16 protein-coding genes are annotated in these 17,706 nt (G+C 62.4%); 10 read left to right on the top strand and 6 right to left on the bottom strand.

Going from position 1 to position 17,706, the window contains the following annotated elements; genetic code table 11:
* Nucleotides 1–152 precede the first annotated feature (152 nt).
* On the top strand, nucleotides 153–5,012 hold the full coding sequence (locus AABM54_RS14190) for an NAD-glutamate dehydrogenase (RefSeq protein WP_347900615.1): 4,860 nt from the start codon (nucleotides 153–155) through the stop codon (nucleotides 5,010–5,012).
* 96 nt (nucleotides 5,013–5,108) lie between these two features.
* On the opposite strand, the gene AABM54_RS14185 is transcribed toward AABM54_RS14190, so the two are convergent.
* From AABM54_RS14185 to AABM54_RS14175, 3 genes are all read right to left on the bottom strand, one after another.
* Complete coding sequence (locus AABM54_RS14185) at nucleotides 5,109–5,537, bottom strand: cupin domain-containing protein (protein WP_347900614.1); 429 nt, start codon at nucleotides 5,535–5,537, stop codon at nucleotides 5,109–5,111.
* 89 nt (nucleotides 5,538–5,626) lie between these two features.
* Nucleotides 5,627–7,057: a PLP-dependent aminotransferase family protein gene (locus tag AABM54_RS14180; protein WP_347900613.1), complete on the bottom strand. Its 1,431-nt coding sequence runs from the start codon at nucleotides 7,055–7,057 to the stop codon at nucleotides 5,627–5,629.
* Between the two features lie 154 nt (nucleotides 7,058–7,211).
* Entirely contained in the window at nucleotides 7,212–7,526 is a 315-nt protein-coding gene (locus tag AABM54_RS14175; protein WP_347900612.1) for a hypothetical protein, read from the bottom strand.
* A 226-nt stretch (nucleotides 7,527–7,752) separates the two neighbouring features.
* Between AABM54_RS14175 and AABM54_RS14170 the strand changes: the two genes are divergently transcribed.
* From AABM54_RS14170 to AABM54_RS14160, 3 genes are read left to right on the top strand one after another with little or no spacing between them, the layout of a single operon-like run.
* Nucleotides 7,753–8,397: an STN domain-containing protein gene (locus tag AABM54_RS14170; protein WP_347900610.1), complete on the top strand. Its 645-nt coding sequence runs from the start codon at nucleotides 7,753–7,755 to the stop codon at nucleotides 8,395–8,397.
* Nucleotides 8,394–8,942 carry an RNA polymerase sigma factor gene (locus tag AABM54_RS14165; protein ID WP_347900608.1) on the top strand — a complete coding sequence of 183 codons (549 nt, stop codon included), beginning with the start codon at nucleotides 8,394–8,396 and terminating at the stop codon, nucleotides 8,940–8,942. Before AABM54_RS14170 ends, AABM54_RS14165 begins: the two co-directional genes overlap by 4 nt.
* 34 nt (nucleotides 8,943–8,976) lie before the next feature.
* Entirely contained in the window at nucleotides 8,977–9,927 is a 951-nt protein-coding gene (locus AABM54_RS14160; protein WP_347900607.1) for a FecR family protein, read from the top strand.
* A 16-nt stretch (nucleotides 9,928–9,943) separates the two neighbouring features.
* Here AABM54_RS14160 and AABM54_RS14155 read toward each other — a convergent pair whose 3' ends face one another.
* Both AABM54_RS14155 and gspH read right to left on the bottom strand, forming a co-directional pair.
* Entirely contained in the window at nucleotides 9,944–10,555 is a 612-nt protein-coding gene (locus tag AABM54_RS14155; protein ID WP_347900606.1) for a type II secretion system protein GspJ, read from the bottom strand.
* A complete protein-coding gene (gene gspH / locus AABM54_RS14150; RefSeq protein ID WP_347900605.1) occupies nucleotides 10,552–11,004 on the bottom strand; it encodes a type II secretion system minor pseudopilin GspH in 453 nt (150 codons plus the stop codon). The genes AABM54_RS14155 and gspH overlap by 4 nt, the downstream gene beginning before the upstream one ends.
* 138 nt (nucleotides 11,005–11,142) lie before the next feature.
* On the opposite strand from gspH, the gene AABM54_RS14145 reads away from it, so the two are divergent.
* Complete coding sequence (locus AABM54_RS14145; RefSeq protein ID WP_347900604.1) at nucleotides 11,143–11,571, top strand: type II secretion system protein N; 429 nt, start codon at nucleotides 11,143–11,145, stop codon at nucleotides 11,569–11,571.
* 6 nt (nucleotides 11,572–11,577) lie between these two features.
* Here AABM54_RS14145 and gspI read toward each other — a convergent pair whose 3' ends face one another.
* Nucleotides 11,578–11,967: a type II secretion system minor pseudopilin GspI gene (gspI, locus tag AABM54_RS14140; protein WP_347900603.1), complete on the bottom strand. Its 390-nt coding sequence runs from the start codon at nucleotides 11,965–11,967 to the stop codon at nucleotides 11,578–11,580.
* A 146-nt stretch (nucleotides 11,968–12,113) separates the two neighbouring features.
* Here gspI and gspG point away from each other — a divergent pair, with 146 nt between their 5' ends.
* Genes gspG through gspD form a run of 5 tightly spaced genes read left to right on the top strand, consistent with a single transcriptional unit; the run spans nucleotide 12,114 to nucleotide 17,631 of the window.
* Nucleotides 12,114–12,563: a type II secretion system major pseudopilin GspG gene (gene gspG / locus AABM54_RS14135; protein WP_347900601.1), complete on the top strand. Its 450-nt coding sequence runs from the start codon at nucleotides 12,114–12,116 to the stop codon at nucleotides 12,561–12,563.
* Between the two features lie 47 nt (nucleotides 12,564–12,610).
* The gene (gene gspK, locus AABM54_RS14130; RefSeq protein WP_347906202.1) at nucleotides 12,611–13,558 is read left to right on the top strand and encodes a type II secretion system minor pseudopilin GspK; all 948 of its coding nucleotides are present in this window, start codon (nucleotides 12,611–12,613) and stop codon (nucleotides 13,556–13,558) included.
* Nucleotides 13,555–14,730 (top strand): type II secretion system protein GspL, encoded by a 1,176-nt coding sequence (gene gspL, locus AABM54_RS14125; protein ID WP_347900600.1) that lies wholly within the window; start codon nucleotides 13,555–13,557, stop codon nucleotides 14,728–14,730. The genes gspK and gspL overlap by 4 nt, the downstream gene beginning before the upstream one ends.
* Nucleotides 14,723–15,280 carry a type II secretion system protein GspM gene (gene gspM / locus AABM54_RS14120; RefSeq protein ID WP_347900599.1) on the top strand — a complete coding sequence of 186 codons (558 nt, stop codon included), beginning with the start codon at nucleotides 14,723–14,725 and terminating at the stop codon, nucleotides 15,278–15,280. Before gspL ends, gspM begins: the two co-directional genes overlap by 8 nt.
* Complete coding sequence (gene gspD / locus AABM54_RS14115) at nucleotides 15,277–17,631, top strand: type II secretion system secretin GspD (protein ID WP_347900597.1); 2,355 nt, start codon at nucleotides 15,277–15,279, stop codon at nucleotides 17,629–17,631. Before gspM ends, gspD begins: the two co-directional genes overlap by 4 nt.
* Nucleotides 17,632–17,706 lie beyond the last annotated feature (75 nt).

Below are 17,706 nucleotides of genomic sequence, written 5' to 3'. Positions count from 1 at the left end.
GGAAGGTGAATGTGACCTGAGTGTCTCGTCCAGCTTCACCACCTTGTCACCCTGTGTCGGCTACCGTAGGCCAGCCAGGGTGACGGGTTGCCCCGCAAGGGGTTTTGCACGCGACGCTTCCATCAATAACAAGCCCAAGCGGAGTACCACAGATGGCGTTCTTCACCGCAGCCAGCAAAGCCGACTTCCAGCACCAACTGCAAGCGGCACTGGCGCAGCACATCAGTGAACAGGCACTGCCACAAGTGGCGCTGTTCGCTGAACAATTCTTCGGCATTATTTCCCTTGATGAACTGACCCAGCGCCGGTTGTCCGACCTCGCCGGCTGCACACTTTCTGCCTGGCGCCTGCTTGAGCGCTTTGACCATGCGCAACCGCAAGTGCGCGTGTACAACCCTGATTACGAACGCCACGGCTGGCAGTCGACGCACACCGCGATCGAAGTGCTGCACCACGATTTGCCGTTCCTGGTGGACTCGGTACGTACCGAGCTGAACCGTCGCGGTTACAGCATCCATACCCTGCAAACCACTGTGCTGAGCGTGCGTCGCGGCAGCAAGGGCGAGCTGCTGGAAATCCTGCCAAAAGGCACCCAGGGCGAAGGCATTCAACAAGAATCGCTGATGTACCTGGAAATCGACCGTTGCGCCAACGCGGCCGAACTCAATGTCCTGAGCAAGGAGCTGGAACAGGTTCTCGGTGAAGTCCGCGTCGCGGTCGCCGATTTCGAGCCGATGAAAGCCAAGGTCCAGGAAATCCTGGCTGGCCTGGACAACAGCAAGTTCGCCGTTGATGGCGATGAAAAAGCCGAGATCAAGAGCTTCCTCGAGTGGCTCGTGGGCAACCACTTCACGTTCCTGGGCTACGAAGAGTTTGTGGTGCGTGATGAAGCCGACGGCGGCCACATCGAGTACGACCAGAAGTCGTTCCTGGGCCTGACCAAATTGCTGCGCGCCGGCCTCACCGCCGACGACCTGCGCATTGAAGACTACGCTGTGAACTACCTGCGCGAACCGACGCTGCTGTCGTTCGCCAAGGCTGCGCACCCAAGTCGCGTACACCGTCCGGCCTACCCGGACTACGTGTCGATCCGTGAAATCGACGCCAACGGCAAAGTCGTCAAGGAATGCCGTTTCATGGGCCTGTACACCTCTTCGGTGTATGGCGAGAGCGTGCGGGTCATTCCGTACATCCGCCGCAAGGTCGAGGAAATCGAACGCCGTTCCGGCTTCCAGGCCAAGGCTCACCTGGGCAAGGAACTGGCGCAGGTGGTTGAAGTGCTGCCGCGTGACGACCTGTTCCAGACCCCGGTCGACGAACTGTTCAGCACCGTGATGTCGATCGTGCAGATCCAGGAGCGCAACAAGATCCGCGTGTTCCTGCGCAAAGACCCGTACGGTCGCTTCTGCTACTGCCTGGCCTACGTGCCGCGCGACATCTACTCCACCGAAGTGCGCCAGAAGATCCAGCAAGTGCTGATGGATCGCCTGAAAGCCAGCGATTGCGAGTTCTGGACGTTCTTCTCCGAGTCCGTGCTGGCCCGTGTGCAACTGATTCTGCGGGTTGACCCGAAGAACCGTCTGGACATCGACCCGCTGCTGCTGGAAAAAGAAGTCGTGCAGGCTTGCCGCAGCTGGCAGGACGACTACGCCAGCCTGGTGGTCGAGAGCTTCGGCGAAGCCCACGGCACCAACGTGCTGGCCGACTTCCCGAAAGGCTTCCCGGCCGGTTACCGCGAGCGTTTCGCTGCGCATTCGGCCGTCGTCGACATGCAGCACCTGCTGAACCTTTCGGAAGCCAATCCGCTGGTCATGAGCTTCTACCAGCCTTTGGCCCAGAGCACCGGTCAGCAACTGCTGCACTGCAAGCTCTATCACGCCGATACCCCGCTGGCGTTGTCCGACGTCCTGCCGATCCTGGAAAACCTCGGCCTGCGCGTGCTGGGCGAGTTCCCGTATCGCCTGCGCCACAGCAATGGCCGCGAATTCTGGATCCATGACTTTGCGTTCACCGCCGCTGAAGGCCTGAACCTGGACATCCAGCAACTCAACGACACCCTGCAGGACGCTTTCGTCCACATCGTTCGCGGCGATGCCGAAAACGATGCGTTCAACCGCCTGGTACTGACCGCCGGCCTGCCATGGCGCGACGTGGCGTTGCTGCGTGCGTACGCCCGTTACCTGAAGCAGATTCGCCTGGGCTTCGACCTGGGCTACATCGCCAGCACCCTGAACAACCACACCGACATCGCTCGCGAACTGACCCGGTTGTTCAAGACCCGCTTCTATCTGGCACGCAAGCTGACCAGCGACGACCTGGACGACAAGCAGCAACGTCTGGAACACGCGATCCTGAGCGCGCTGGACGATGTTCAGGTGCTCAACGAAGACCGGATCCTGCGTCGCTACCTGGACCTGATCAAGGCGACCTTGCGGACCAACTTCTACCAGACCGACGCCAACGGTCATAACAAGTCCTACTTCAGCTTCAAGTTCAACCCGCACTTGATTCCAGAGCTGCCGAAGCCTGTGCCGAAGTTCGAAATCTTCGTTTACTCGCCACGCGTCGAAGGCGTGCACCTGCGCTTCGGCAACGTTGCGCGCGGCGGTCTGCGCTGGTCCGACCGTGAAGAAGACTTCCGTACCGAAGTCCTGGGCCTGGTAAAAGCCCAGCAAGTGAAGAACTCGGTCATCGTGCCGGTGGGCGCCAAGGGCGGCTTCCTGCCGCGTCGTCTGCCACTGGGTGGCAGCCGTGACGAGATCGCGGCCGAGGGCATCGCCTGCTACCGCATCTTCATTTCGGGGCTGTTGGACATTACCGACAACCTGAAAGACGGCGCGCTGGTTCCGCCATTGAACGTGGTTCGCCACGACGATGACGACCCGTACCTGGTGGTGGCAGCGGACAAAGGTACCGCGACCTTCTCCGACATCGCCAACGGCATCGCCATCGACTACGGCTTCTGGCTGGGCGACGCCTTTGCTTCGGGCGGCTCGGCCGGTTACGACCACAAGAAAATGGGCATCACCGCCAAAGGCGCGTGGGTGGGCGTACAGCGTCACTTCCGCGAGCGTGGCATCAACGTCCAGGAAGACAGCATCACTGTCGTGGGCGTCGGCGACATGGCCGGTGACGTGTTCGGCAACGGTTTGCTGATGTCGAACACGCTGCAACTGGTTGCCGCGTTCAACCACCTGCACATTTTCATCGACCCGAACCCGCAGCCTGCCAACAGCTTCGCTGAGCGTCAGCGTCTGTTCGACCTGCCGCGTTCGGCGTGGTCGGATTACGACACCAGCATCATGTCCGAAGGCGGCGGGATCTTCTCCCGTAGCGCGAAAAGCATCGCGATTTCCCCGCAGATGAAAGAGCGCTTCGACATTCAGGCCGACAAGCTGACCCCGACCGAACTGCTGAACGCCTTGCTCAAGGCGCCTGTGGATCTGTTGTGGAACGGCGGTATCGGTACGTACGTCAAGGCCAGCAGCGAAAGCCACGCCGATGTCGGCGACAAGGCCAACGATGCACTGCGCGTGAACGGCAACGAACTGCGCTGCAAAGTCGTGGGCGAGGGCGGTAACCTCGGTATGACCCAACTGGGTCGTGTCGAATTCGGCCTCAATGGTGGCGGTTCCAACACCGACTTCATCGACAACGCCGGTGGTGTGGACTGCTCCGACCACGAAGTAAACATCAAGATCCTGCTGAACGAAGTCGTGCACGCTGGCGACATGACCGACAAGCAACGTAACCAGTTGCTGGCGAGCATGACCGATGAAGTCGGCGGCCTGGTGCTGGGCAACAACTACAAGCAGACCCAGGCCCTGTCCCTGGCGGCTCGCCGTGCCTTCGTGCGGATTGCCGAATACAAACGTCTGATGAACGACCTGGAAGGCCGCGGCAAGCTGGACCGTGCCATCGAGTTCCTGCCGTCGGAAGATCAACTCAACGAGCGCGTTGCGGCAGGCCATGGCCTGACCCGTGCCGAGCTGTCGGTGCTGATCTCCTACAGCAAGATCGACCTCAAGGAAGCACTGCTCAACTCGCAAGTGCCGGACGACGACTACCTGACCCGCGACATGGAAACTGCTTTCCCGCCGATGCTTGTGAGCAAGTTCTCCGAAGCCATGCGTCGTCACCGTCTGAAGCGCGAGATCGTCAGCACCCAGATCGCCAACGACCTGGTCAACCACATGGGCATCACGTTCGTGCAACGACTCAAAGAGTCGACCGGCATGAGCCCGGCGAACGTGGCCGGTGCCTACGTGATCGTGCGTGACATCTTCCACCTCCCGCACTGGTTCCGTCAGATTGAAGCCCTGGACTACCAGGTCTCCGCCGACGTGCAACTGGAGTTGATGGATGAGCTGATGCGCCTGGGCCGTCGTGCCACGCGCTGGTTCCTGCGCAGCCGTCGTAACGAGCAGAACGCTGCCCGCGACGTCGCACACTTCGGTCCACATCTGGCAGCGCTGGGCCTCAAGCTCGACGAACTGCTGGAAGGCCCGACCCGCGAAGGCTGGCAGACCCGTTATCAGGCTTACGTTGCGGCGGGCGTACCCGAGTTGCTGGCGCGCATGGTTGCAGGCACCACTCACCTGTACACCCTGTTGCCGATTATCGAAGCGGCCGACGTTACCGGTCAGAACGCAGCGGACGTGGCCAAGGCGTACTTCGCCGTGGGCAGCGCGCTGGACCTGACCTGGTACCTGCAACAGATCAGCGCCTTGCCGGTGGAAAACAACTGGCAAGCGCTGGCCCGTGAAGCGTTCCGTGATGACATCGACTGGCAGCAACGGGCGATCACCATCTCGGTCCTGCAAATGGGCGAGGGTGAGCAAGACGTAGAAGCGCGTCTGGCGCTGTGGATGGAGCAGAACCAGAACATGGTCGAGCGCTGGCGCGCCATGCTGGTGGACATCCGTGCCGCCAGCGGCACCGACTACGCCATGTACGCGGTGGCCAACCGTGAACTGCTGGACCTGGCGTTGAGCGGTCAATCGGTCGTCTGATTGACTGATTGAGCGGTAAAAAAACAAAGCCCCGTATCGAGAGATACGGGGCTTTTTTTTGCATCTGGGCACCGATGGAGGGTTGATCGTTGATCGCTACTGGTTCAACGGTGTCAGCACTTCATCCTTGTTATCCATCAGCATGAACACCAACAACTTCGCCGGCCTGCTCTGACTGGCGTTCTCCGATACCGGATGTCGGGAGCCGGCCGCTTCGTACCAGGATTCACCGGCCTTAAAGGTGATGGCCTTTTCATCGTTGACCTGGGAGGTTATTTCGCCCTCCAGTACATAGGCCATGGCCGAACCCTCGTGCATGTGAGGGACGGTGGCCTGGCCGGGTGCGTAGTCGACGGTGAGCATCATGACTTTCTTGCCGGGCACGTTGCTCAGTTGATGCTCTTGCAGCACGTTAAGCTTTTCCTTGCCGTAGACCGGGTCGTGGGCAAAGGCGTTGAGTGACGCCAGTAATGCCAGTAATGCCAGACCTGTCAGGGTCGACGTGGCGAACTTGAGTGCATTCATGGGAGGGGCCTTGTGTGATCGGTTTATTCACCCTAAGCCCTGGCGTGAGGTGGACCAATAGCCAATCGGCCGGAAAACCGCCGAACCAATCAGGCGATTTGAGTGAGCAAGTCGCGAACCTTGTCCAGTGCGGGGTCGATGTCCAGGGTTTCGATGGCGCCAAAACCGAAGTACAAACCGTTCTGGACCGGTGTGTCGAAGTAGAACCCGTCCAGCGGATAGAGGCCGACGTCGACGTGCTTCGCCCGCTCGATCAACAACGGCACATCGACCGGGACCTTGCACAGCGCGGCCATGTGGAAACCGGCGATGGTGGGCACCGCTTCAAGCCACGGTGAAAGATCGCCGTGCAGGCGCTTGAGTATTCGTTCGCGGCGCCCGGCGTACACGGTGTGACAGCGGCGAATGTGCTTGAGCAGATAACCCTCGCTGATGAACTTGGCCAGTGCCCATTGCGGCAGGGTCGAGGTGTGGCAATCGGTCAGTTGCTTGGCTTTGATCACCGCATTGCGGATTGCAGGTGGCAGCACGGCGTAGCCCAGGCGCAGTTCCGGCAGCAGGGTTTTGGAGAAGGTGCCGACGTAGGCGACCAGGCCCCGGGTGTCCATGCTTTGCAATGAGTCAGTGGGGCGGCCTTCGTAGCGGAATTCGCTGTCATAGTCGTCTTCGATAACGATTGCGCCCAGGCTCAAGGCACGCGTCAGCAAGGCTTCGCGCCGCGCGGCACTCATCGGCATGCCGAGAGGGAATTGGTGCGACGGGGTGACATAAATCAGCTGCGTGCCTTCGGGAATCAACGCCACCTGAATACCTTCGGCGTCTACCGGGACGCCCACCACGTGCGCGCCCTGGGCGGCGAACAGCAAACGTGCCGGGGTGTAGCCGGGATCTTCCATGGCGACGATACTGCCGGGTTCAATCACCACGCGGGCGATCAGGTCGAGCGCTTGTTGCGCACCGTTGCACACCACGATGTCGTCGTCCTGGCAGACCACGCCACGGGAAAACGCCACGTGCCCGGCAATGGCTGCTCGCAGGGCCGGCAGGCCTTCGGGTTGGCTGTAAAACCCGCCCGTGAGGGCCATACGCCGCAAGGCGTCTTGAGTGCAGCGGCGCCATTGCTCATGGGGGAATGGGTTGCGCGTGGCGCCACCGATGAATTCATAGCGTTGCATGCCTTCCTGCGTCGGGTGGCGCAGGGGCGATGGCAGGGTTTGCCATTTTTCCAGGCTGGCGGCGCAGGCCAGGTCTGCACCGGTCTGCTTGCGTTCAACCTTGGCCGAGCGCGCGTTGACAAAGGTGCCGCGACCAATCTTGCCGACCAGGAAGTTTTCATAGGTCAACAAGGTGTAGGTGTCGGACACGGTCTTGCGTGAAACCCCCAACTGTTCGGCCAGCAGGCGACTGGGCGGCAACTGGGTACCGACCGCCAGCCGCCCGGACTCGATGGCACCCCGCAACTGCTGATAGAGCTGCTCGGCCAGGTCCTTGCGGCCTTTGATGACGACATGAAGTTCCATGCATGAATCCTGAAGGCTGTGGCCTGTTGAAAGTCGTGCAAGGGTACTCGCCCCCGGGTTTTTCGTGGAGTGGATCGATAATTTTGTGGTGCTTTCGGCCGTTGCCATTCAGTGGCGTGGCCACGATCAATGGCCGAGTGCTCAACCGATTGAACTACGGCACTGGCCGTTGGGGTTTGACCGAGCTGCCGAATGTGTTGCCCATGCGGGTACTGGTGGCTGCCGGTGTGGCCAGGCCAACCTGATTCGGCGGCCGTTTGTTGATCGGCACCTGCATCGCCTGCTGATTTTTCTGGCTGGCCGTATTGCCTTCGGCGTTGCCCATCTGCTGACTCAGGCATTTGTAGTCGGGTGCCTTGTAGCCATCGACGCTGACCTCCACACAGCCCTCTTTCGCTTCCTCGGCATGGGCCGAGGGCAGGGCGCTGATCAGCAGCAGGCATGCGGCAAGCGTGCTGAAAGGTTTCATCCGTGACCTCCTGGCCGGCCCGCAGGGTGGGGGCCGCTGGTGCCTGAGTCTAGTGCATGGCGCTTTGATGGCGGGTGATGGTTTTTTTGCAGTGACTGTCATGTCAGGTTCATAAACAGCCCTCAGGATGACGGTTTTCAGGGAAACGTCAGCCGTGCAGCGAGGGCGAGTCGAGGGCGTTTTTGGACGGTTTCATCGGACCCGCCGGTACGGCGCATGGACGCTGATGCTCTGGCTGATGGGCTGGGCCGCGCTGCCCGCAAGGGCGGTGGCGATGATCGAACTGGACATTCCAGCGCAGGAGCTCGCACCGGCGCTTGAAGCCTTCAGCCGTTCGACCGCCATGGCGGTGTTGGTGGATCGCGAATTGACCCGTGGCCGACGCTCGGTGGCGGTCAAGGGTCGCTTTGCCGCTACCGATGCCCTGAAAGTCCTGCTCACCGGCAGCGGTTTGATGGCGCGCTACACCCGTGCGGATGCTTTCACCCTGCAAGTGGCTCAGGTTGAAGATCGGCCTTTGCCCAGCGGATCGACCACCCGCAACAACGAGTGGACGGACAGCAGTTACGCCGCCGCGATCCAGCAGACCATCGAACGCACGTTGTGCCGTTCGCCACTGACCCGCCCCGGCAGCTTTCGGGCCTTGGTGCAGCTGTGGATCGGCCGCGATGGCACGGTTCAGCACAGTCGGTTGATCAGCTCTACCGGTGATGTACAGCGCGATGGCGCGTTGGTGAAAAGTTTGCAGCACTTGAAGGTTCAACGCTCGGCGCCCAGTTCACTGCGTCAGCCGGTCACGTTGCTTCTGCTACCCGACTCATCAGGAAAACGCATGGAATGCACACAACAAGAGGGAACCTGGGGGGCATGAAAACCACCGGACAGAGCGCGATGGTCAGGCTGTTCCTGACGTCCTATGACGATTTCAAGGTGCGCCTGCGAAGACGCCTTGGCTCCGAGGACCTGGCCAATGATGTCCTGCATGAAACCTACCTGCGGGTCGACCGCATGGAAGAACCGCTGAACCTCAGCCAACCCAATGCTTACCTCTATCGCATGGCCTTGAACATTGCGGCCGACCGACGCCAGTCCGATGCGCGATTGCTGACCGGCAGCGAAGTCGAGGAACTGTTGCACGTGGGCGATGACACGCTGGACCCGGCACGGGTGGTCGGCGGCCAGAAGGACATCCAATCCTTGCTCAGTGCGCTGTATGAACTGCCGGCGCGGCGTCGCAAGATCTTCATCGCCGCGCGCCTGGAGGAGGCGCCGCACCTGGAAATCTCCCGGCGTTTCGGGATCTCGACACGGATGGTCGAAAAAGAACTCAAGGCCGCCCTTGGCCACTGCGCCACGCGCCTGGAAAGAAAAGTGATTCAACGGTTCGGTCCCGGTGCGGGAAAACCGTCTTGTTAGCAGAGTCCAGACAAATCCGTGAGTACGTGCGCGCTTGAATATTTTTAGCATTTCCAACCCACGGGCAACGCGCCAGGTTCAGTTGCAGGGCGAAGCCCGGGACTGGTTGATCCTCTTGACCTCGGGCCAGGCCACGGCGGCCGATGCACGAGCGTTGCGCCAATGGTGCGAGCAAAGCCCGGAACACGCCCAGGCATTTGAGGATGGCAAGGCGTTATGGCATTGCTTGAAACCGGCCGCCGAGCAGGTTGAGCCGCGTGCCCGACCACGCTCCTTTGGTCGACGGGCGTTCCTGGGCGGGGCCATTGCAGCCTCGGCCGCGTTCTTTGTGGTGCGCGCCACGGTGCCTGGCGGCTTTGCCGGGCTGGGGGCGGACTACCGCACTGAAGTCGGTGAGCAACGCCGCGTCGATCTGGCCGATGGCGTGAGCCTGGAGCTCAACACCCAGACCCGCATCAGCCGCCGTACGTTGGCCGGTGGCGGTGAAGGGCTGGAGTTGGTCAGTGGCGAGGTCGAGGTGCGGGCGCGCAGTCAGACGCCGCTCAGGGTCGAGGCCGCCGGGGGCTGGTTGAGCGCCGCACACGCACGTTTCAACCTGCGCAACACCGACCAAAATGTCTGCGTGACGTGCATCGAAGGTTCGCTGACGGTGGATGTGCAGGGGCGCAGTGTTCTTCTGGAAAGCGGCAAGCAACTGACGTATGACGCCAATGGCATCGGTGCACCGCAGGCGGTCGACACGTCAGCGGTGATGGCATGGCGCCAACAGGTGCTGGTGTTCAACGATGCGACGCTGGTCACGGTGATCGAAGAGATCAATCGTTACCGGCCGGGGATGTTGTTGTTGCTCAACAAGGACGTGGGCCAGCGCAAGGTTCAGGCTCGCTTTCGGCTTGATCAACTGGCAGGTGTGGCGTTGTTGATTCGTGATGCCTATGGCGTCAAGTGCACCGAGTTGCCGGGCGGGGTGGTGGTGCTGAGTTAGGTCACCACTGAAGGGCTCAGTCCAACGGTCCCAACACTTGCCGATAGTGCTCGACACCTTGAGGTGTCTGGCGTGTCAGGCTGATTTCGATCCCCGGCGGGTTTTCCTTGCGATTGCCGCTCAAGCGCCGCCAGCCTTTGTCGGCGTCCCACACCCTTAATTCAAGCGAGGTCACCTGGCCCAGCACGGCCACTCCCTGGGCGGGCGCCGGCAACGGGTAGTGGCTGCGGGCCTCGGCTGCGGCGCGGTACAGCGTGTCGCCCTTGAGCCACCAGCGCACGCGCTGCAAACCGCCCTCCGATTGCGCGGAGGTGCGGATCAGGTCCAGGCGAAAGCCCTTGCCTTCGGCGCTGCGCACGGTCACGGCCGGTGGTGCCTCGGACGGTTCTGCTTCGGTACCGGGCCGGCGCGGTTCGACCAGTTCGATACCGGCGCGCAAGGCGACATCGCGCTCCAGCTGATTCAAGGTGCGCAACAGTTCCTCGGTCTGCTCGCTGCTGGCCTGCAAATGCGTGTCGGCGCGGGTCACGCTGTCCAGACCACGCCAGGCGATCAGGCTGACAATCGCCATCAGCATGATCGCCACCATCACTTCGATCAGGGTGAAACCTGTTTGCCGGGCGCTCATTGGACCGTCACCTGACCGGCCGCGCTGCGTTGGACGTTCAGGCGATGCTGGCCGTCCGAGAGGCGAATCTCCAGGGGTGGGTTGATCCACTCGGCGTTCAGCACCAGCGGCTGTTTGGGTTCAATGCGCACCTCCATCGCCGGGCTTTGCCAGGCACGAGGCCGCAGTTGCGGATCGTCCTTGAAGTGCTCGACACCCTGGCCGTCGTCGTTCTGGCGGCTGAAGCGAAAGCCCTTGGCATCGGCCTTCCAACTGATCGGCCGACCGTCGGCTCGCGCTTCGGCCTGGGCCACCTGGAGCAATTGGGCGAGTCGGTCAGCGTCCTTGCGCAGCAGGTTCAGCGGGTCGGGTTTGATACTCAGGCTGATCGCCGCACTGGCGATGCCGATGATCACCAGCACCACCATCAATTCGATCAGGGTGAAGCCGTGTTGCGTGTGGCTATCCATGGTTGCGCGCTCCTTTGCGTCATTTTCAGCATGCACGGCAAAGATGATGGGCGTGTGAAATAAAAACGTGAGAATTGCAGAGTAGGGTGACGTGAAGTCGTGGTCGTGCGCGCCACCCCGGAAAAGGAGATCCACCCCATGCAACTGCCCGAACAACTCTCTGCCCCAAAAATCGTCCAGGCGCTGGCGCTGCTGGCCGCACTGGCTGGCGCGATGACCTGGTCGTTACTGCTGACCTCCGCCGAGTCCCACACGCCGGACGCGCCCCCTGAAAGGCTCGCCGTGCGTTCGGACAATCCGGCGTTGCAATGGTTTTCCAACCGTCCGGCGCAGGTCGATATCAAGGTCAGCGGGGTGATGGCCGGGGCGCGCGGGGCGGTGGCGATTCTCAGCCTGAACGACGGCCTGCCGCGCAGCTTTCTGGCCGGCGAGGCCCTGAGCCAGGGTGTTCGATTGCTGTCTATCGAGGGCGATGGAGTGATGATCGAACGCGGCAGCGAGAAGACCCGGCTGACGGTCAGCAAGTTGCCGGATTCGCCGTTTCTTCCGGTGTTGACCCGCGAATGAAGGGGGTCATGGGTTTTTCTTCGGTGCCGGGCGGCTGAGCAAGGTATCCAGTTGCGCCAGCGGCGGGGCCTCGTGGCTGCGCTCGAGTACCCGGACATTGACCTTCAACAGCGCGCCGTTTTCAGCCGGGCTGATGGTTTGCTCGCAGCGCAACAGCAAGCGGCCCTGATCGCACTCGAAGGCTTTCATGCCCAGGGCAAAACGACCTTCCAGACGCAGCTCCGCCATGCGGCTTTGAGCGGCCAGCAGTGCCAGCGACTTGTCCCGCAGCAGGCCGTTGCTCTGCGTCATCAAGCCTGCCACGCGCACTGCGGCGGACATGGCCACGGCGATGATCGCCAGCGCCACCAGCACTTCAATCAGGGTGAAACCGGCTTCTTTTCGGGGGGCTGACATCAGCTGCTCGGGACCGTAATAGAGCGCTTGAGACTACCTGCCCGGCTTGACCGAATGGCGACCAATCCTCCCGAGGATTTTCAATACCACTGACATATCTTCTTGCAACACTGCGCGTCGATTCAATCAAGCCAAGGAATGTCGAGATGGATATCGCGCGCAACAGAACCCCACGCCGTGGGCCTCGTGGACAACAAGGTTTCACCCTGATCGAGATCATGGTGGTGGTGGTCATCCTCGGAATTCTGGCGGCGATGGTGGTGCCCAAGGTGCTCGACCGGCCCGATCAGGCGCGGGCCACGGCGGCGAAACAGGACATCGGCGGCCTGATGCAGGCGTTGAAGCTTTACCGTCTGGACCACGGCACTTACCCGAATATGAACCAGGGTTTGAAAGTGCTGGTGGAGCGCCCGGCAGACGCCAAGAACAGCAATTGGCGTTCGTACCTCGACCGCTTGCCCAACGACCCTTGGGGCCGCCCCTACAATTATCTCAACCCAGGCGCCAATGGCGAAGTCGACGTGTTTTCCCTGGGCGCCGACGGTAAGCCCGACGGCGACGGCGTGAGTGCCGACATCGGCTCCTGGCAGCTCTGAGGGTGAGCATCCACGGCGATGCGCCGGGTTCGACGCAACAACGGGGCATGGCGATCATCAGCGCGCTGTTGATCGCGGCGGTGGTGGCGGTGATTGCCGGCGGCATGCTCACGCGTCAGACCGTGTTCACCCGCAGCCTTGAGGCCGAACAGTTGCGGGTGCAAGGCGCCTGGCTGTTGCAGGGTGGGGTCGAGATCAGCCGACAGTTGCTATGGGACGCCCGCCAGCGGGACCCCCTGACGCGGCTCGACCAGCCGTGGGCGCAACCGATCGTGGCGCAGCGCCTGAGTCAGCGCGGGGGGGCTTTTGAAGGGCGGCTGATGGATGAACAGGGCAAATTCAACCTGCGCAACCTGGTGGCCAACGAGCGCATCGATCATGAACAGCAGCGAATTTTTGAACGTTTGTGTGAGCTGATCGGTGTCAGCCACAGCCTGGGCCAACGCATCAGCCAGCGGGTCATCAGCGCCTACCCACGGCTATTGAACCCGGAACTGGCGGACCGGACGCCGGTCAAGGTCGGTTTCGACAGCGGTCGCACTACCTCGCCCTCGGCCGCGCGTAAACCCCTGCCGCCCACACAGCCGATGTTGCGCAGCCTGGACGACTTGCGCAGCGTCGAGGGCATGAGTGACGAATTGCTGGCGAAAATGACGCCCTACGTGACCATTCTTCCGGCCAACACCTGGCTCAACGGCAACACGGCCAGCGCGCCAGTGCTGGCGGCGTATGTGCCCGGTCTTTCGGTACAGCGGGCTCAGGCGCTGGCGACCGAACGTGATGGCGGGCAGTGGTTTATCAATCGCGGTGACTTCGTCAATCGCCTGCGTCTGCCGGAATTGAACCTGGACAGCATCAAGGTGGGCATCACCAGTGACTGGTTTCATTTGAGCGGTCAGTCGCGCAGCGATCAACGCCGGGTCAGCCTCAGCGCACTGCTGCACCGCAGCCAGGACCGGTTGCCCGAGGTGATTTGGGCGCGGGTGGGCGTATGACTCGCTTGCGCGTGGCGTTACCGGCACTCGATGAACTGACGCTCGACAGCCTGGTGGACTATGCCTGGCTGGATCGTCTAGGCCAGGTCAGTCGAGAAGGCCAAAGCACCCTGGCGCAACTCGGCAAGACCGCCAAACCGGTCGCCGTCGAGTGTTACTTGCACCCACAGGACAGCCTGTTGGCGAGTATCGAGTTGCCGCCGTTGCCCGCGGCGAAAATCAGCGCGGCGGTGCAGTGCGCGGCCGAGGCGCTGATCCTCGGTGCGAGCGGGCAGATGTGTGTCGCCCATGGCCCACGCGATGAGGACGGCAAGGTGCAAATCGGCTGGTTGCCTCGCGAGTCGCTGCAGTGTTTGGGGCAACGGCTGCGCGATGCCGGATTGAAGCTGCGCGGCGTGTACCCAGCGGCGTATGCCTTGCCGGTACACGCCATGCCGGTAGCGTGTGTGCAGGCTGAACATTTACTGGTGCGATACGGCATGCAGCACGCGGCGGTGCACCCGATTGTCGATCAGGCACTGAATGACTTGCTGCTGATGACCGGCTCGGCGGTGCAGTGGATCGGCGACGGTGCGCCGCACACATTACACGCCGCACTGCCAGGCAGCCAACGCTGGACAGGGCAGCCCCCCGGATGGGGCTTGCACACCGGGGTGCAGAACCGTGCAGCCGCCCAACCCGGTTGGGGCCGGGCGGCTGCGTTGTGCGCCGTGGCATTGGTGGTCTGGACGCTGGGCCTGAACCTCTATGCCGCCCGCGCCGCCCATGAGGGGCAGCAACTCAAAACGCAGATGAGCCAGCGAGTGAAGCAGGCGTTTCCGGAACTGCCGGTCATTCTCAATCCCTTGCAGCAGGCTCGCCAACAACTGACGGCCCGCCAGGCGGGCGGCGTCGCCGACCCGGCGCAGCGTTTCAGCAACCTGGTGCAACAGGCCGGTCTCGCCATGCCGTTCATGGTCGCCAGTGTGCAGCGGCTGGTGTTCGAAAACGCTGAGTTGCAGCTGAACCTGCTGCCCGACAGCCGCAAAGTGGCGGCGGACAACGGTTGGCAGGCGAGCCTGGCCCAGGCCGGTTTTGAAGCCACGGCCAGCGACGATGGCTGGACCCTGCGTGTGCCGTCCGGCAGCGCGGCGAACGACACAGACAATGACAACGGAGCGGACAATGAATAAGCCGTCATGGACCGTTTACCGTGTGCGCGGTCAGCGATTGTGGAGTCAAGGCCAGCAGTTCTGGAAAAGTCAGACCCCGCGTGACCAACGCCTGCTGCTGGGCTGCGCAGCGTTACTGGGCGGGCTTTTGGTCTGGTTGCTGCTGATTCAGCCACCGCTCAAGACCCTCGATTACTGGCAGGCCGAAACGCCCAAGCTGCGTTCCCAGGCCCAGGTATTGGAGCTGTTGCTGCGTGACGTTGCGGCACCGGCCGCTGGCCAGAACCTCGAACAAACCCTGCGTCAGAGCCTGCACGTCAGTGGCCTGGAAGGGCACTACCAATTGCAACCGCCTGACGCATCACGGCCCGACGTCTGGCTCCTCAGTTTCGAGGCTGCCCCGGCCGATGCGGTGGTGGGTTGGCTGCTGGGCAATCCCCGGCAATTTTCGCTGGAAGTGGTCGAGGCCCGTTTGCAACGCGCGGGCGCGGCCGAACTCGATGACACGGCAGGCACTCTGTCGGGAACCGTTCGCATGGATCAGGCGCCTGGCGCTAAGGAAGCTTCATGAAGGAGTCCGTTTCCAAACACCCGCGCTGGTGCCGCAAGGCCGCGCCGTTATTGCTGTTGGCGCTGGGCGCGTGCAGCAACGGCCCTGCGCCGAACCCGCCGCCGTTGCTGGTGGACAGCGAACTGGGCGTGCCGCTGGCCAACACCCAGCGCAGCAGCGAGTCGGCGGCGGATCGGCAGCGCACCCAGGCTCAGCTTGAACAAAAGCCCCGCGTGCAACATCCGATCACCACGCCCGGCCGCAACGCGGTTGCGTCACGCAACACCACACCGGCCCCTCATCCGTTGGGCGATCAACCGGTGCAACTGAATTTTGTCGACGCCGACATTCAAGCCGTGGTGCGCGCGTTGTCCCGCTCCACCGGCCAGCAGTTTCTGGTCGACCCACGGGTCAAAGGCAACCTGACCCTGGTGTCCGAAGGTCAGGTGCCGGCCCATCAGGCCTACGACATGTTGCTGGCAGCGCTGCGCATGCAGGGCTTCAGCGTGGTGGATGTGGGCGGGGTGGCGCAGGTTGTGCCGGAGGCGGATGCCAAGTTGCTGGGTGGGCCGATCTACAGCGCCGACAAACCGGCCGGCAACGGCATGCTCACTCGCACGTTCCGCCTGCAATACGAAAACGCGGTGAACCTGATTCCGGTGCTGCGGCCCATCGTTTCACCGAACAACCCGATCAACGCCTATCCGGGCAACAACACCATCGTCGTCACCGACTACGCGGAAAACCTGCAACGGGTGGCGCAGATCATCGACGGCATCGACACCCCGAGCGCCATCGACACTGACGTGGTGGCGGTGCAAAACGGAATTGCCGTGGACATTGCCGGGATGGTCGCCGAGTTGCTGGAAAACCAGGGCACCGACCAGACCCAGAAAATCAGTGTGGTGGGCGATCCGCGTTCCAACTCGATCATCATTCGTGCCGGCAGCCCGGAGCGCACGGAGCTGGCGCGCAACCTGATCTACAAACTCGACAACGCCCAGAACAACCCGAGCAACCTGCACGTGGTGTACCTGCGCAACGCCCAGGCCGGCAAACTCGCACAGTCGCTGCGCGGCTTGCTCACGGGGGAAAGCGACAGTGGCACCAGCGATGGTGCGCGGGCAATGTTAAGCGGCATGAGCGGTAGCAGCCAGAACGGCCAAGGGTCGAGTCAGTCGGGCAGTGCCACGTCCACCAGCAGCAGTAGCACTGGCAGCAGCGGTTATGGTCAGGGCGCGGGTTCGTCCGCCAGTCAGTCCGGTGGCGGTCAGCAGAACGATCAGAACGTCGCGTTCAGCGCGGGCGGGGTGACGATCCAGGCCGACGCCACCACCAACACCTTGCTGATTTCCGCACCGGACCCGCTGTACCGCAACCTGCGTGAAGTGATCGACATGCTCGACCAGCGCCGCGCCCAAGTGGTGATCGAAAGCCTGATCGTTGAAGTCGGCGAAGACGATGCGAGCGAATTCGGCGTGCAGTGGCAAACCGGCAACCTGGGCGGTAACGGCGTGATCGGCGGGGCGAACCTGGGCGGCACGGGGCTCAGACCCGGCGGCAAGACCAGCATCGACGTGTTGCCCGGCGGCCTGAGCCTGGGGCTGGTCAATGGCACCGTGGACATTCCCGGTATCGGCAAAGTGCTGGACCTCAAAGTGCTGGCCCATGCCTTGAAGAGCAAGGGCGGCACCAACGTGCTGTCGACGCCGAACCTGCTGACCCTGGACAACGAAGCCGCGAGCATCTTCGTTGGCCAGACCATTCCGTTTGTCACCGGCAGCTATGTGACCGGGGGCGGGGGCAACAGCAATAACCCGTTCCAGACGGTCCAGCGTGAAGAAGTAGGGTTGAAGCTCAATGTGCGGCCGCAGATTTCCGAGGGCGGTACGGTCAAGCTCGACATCTATCAGGAAGTCAGCAGCGTCGATGGGCGCGCCTCGCTGACGGGCGGCACGGTCACCAACAAGCGTGCGATCGACACCAGCATCCTGCTCGACGACGGGCAGATCATGGTGCTCGGCGGCCTGCTGCAAGACGGTTACAACCAGAGCAACGAGGCGGTGCCGTGGCTGTCGACCATTCCGGGCATCGGCGCGCTGTTTCGCAACGAGAAACGCTCGATCACCAAAACCAACCTGATGGTGTTTCTGCGCCCGTACATCATCCGCGACAGCGCGGCGGGGCGCAGCGTGACCCTGAACCGCTACGATTTCATGCGCCGTGCCCAGGGCGGCCTGCAACCGGAACGCAGTTGGGCAATGCCGGACATGCAGGCGCCGCAATTGCCGGCCGCGGCGCTGGGTGTGCCGACTTCGGGGCCGCGGGCGACGATCAAAGCAGTGCCGATCCAGCCGGGATCACAGTTATGAAACACGACTTCGCGGTGAAATACATTCCTGTGGCGAGGGAGCTTGCTCCCGCTCGGGGGCGAAGCACCCGAAAAT

Source organism: Pseudomonas purpurea (assembly GCF_039908635.1).
Taxonomy (GTDB): Bacteria; Pseudomonadota; Gammaproteobacteria; order Pseudomonadales; family Pseudomonadaceae; genus Aquipseudomonas; species Aquipseudomonas purpurea.
Note: the sequence above shows the minus strand (reverse complement) of the source record. Positions and strands in the feature narration are given on the sequence as shown.

What these genes read in the sequence shown, in the direction of transcription:
- AABM54_RS14190 (WP_347900615.1), top strand. Translation starts at nt 153, where the DNA reads ATGGCGTTCTTCACCGCAGCCAGCAAAGCCGACTTCCAGCACCAACTG.
- AABM54_RS14185 (WP_347900614.1), bottom strand. Translation starts at nt 5,537, where the DNA reads ATGAATGCACTCAAGTTCGCCACGTCGACCCTGACAGGTCTGGCATTA.
- AABM54_RS14180 (WP_347900613.1), bottom strand. Translation starts at nt 7,057, where the DNA reads ATGGAACTTCATGTCGTCATCAAAGGCCGCAAGGACCTGGCCGAGCAG.
- AABM54_RS14175 (WP_347900612.1), bottom strand. Translation starts at nt 7,526, where the DNA reads ATGAAACCTTTCAGCACGCTTGCCGCATGCCTGCTGCTGATCAGCGCC.
- AABM54_RS14170 (WP_347900610.1), top strand. Translation starts at nt 7,753, where the DNA reads ATGCTCTGGCTGATGGGCTGGGCCGCGCTGCCCGCAAGGGCGGTGGCG.
- AABM54_RS14165 (WP_347900608.1), top strand. Translation starts at nt 8,394, where the DNA reads ATGAAAACCACCGGACAGAGCGCGATGGTCAGGCTGTTCCTGACGTCC.
- AABM54_RS14155 (WP_347900606.1), bottom strand. Translation starts at nt 10,555, where the DNA reads ATGAGCGCCCGGCAAACAGGTTTCACCCTGATCGAAGTGATGGTGGCG.
- gspH (WP_347900605.1), bottom strand. Translation starts at nt 11,004, where the DNA reads ATGGATAGCCACACGCAACACGGCTTCACCCTGATCGAATTGATGGTG.
- AABM54_RS14145 (WP_347900604.1), top strand. Translation starts at nt 11,143, where the DNA reads ATGCAACTGCCCGAACAACTCTCTGCCCCAAAAATCGTCCAGGCGCTG.
- gspI (WP_347900603.1), bottom strand. Translation starts at nt 11,967, where the DNA reads ATGTCAGCCCCCCGAAAAGAAGCCGGTTTCACCCTGATTGAAGTGCTG.
- gspG (WP_347900601.1), top strand. Translation starts at nt 12,114, where the DNA reads ATGGATATCGCGCGCAACAGAACCCCACGCCGTGGGCCTCGTGGACAA.
- gspK (WP_347906202.1), top strand. Translation starts at nt 12,611, where the DNA reads ATGGCGATCATCAGCGCGCTGTTGATCGCGGCGGTGGTGGCGGTGATT.
- gspL (WP_347900600.1), top strand. Translation starts at nt 13,555, where the DNA reads ATGACTCGCTTGCGCGTGGCGTTACCGGCACTCGATGAACTGACGCTC.
- gspM (WP_347900599.1), top strand. Translation starts at nt 14,723, where the DNA reads ATGAATAAGCCGTCATGGACCGTTTACCGTGTGCGCGGTCAGCGATTG.
- gspD (WP_347900597.1), top strand. Translation starts at nt 15,277, where the DNA reads ATGAAGGAGTCCGTTTCCAAACACCCGCGCTGGTGCCGCAAGGCCGCG.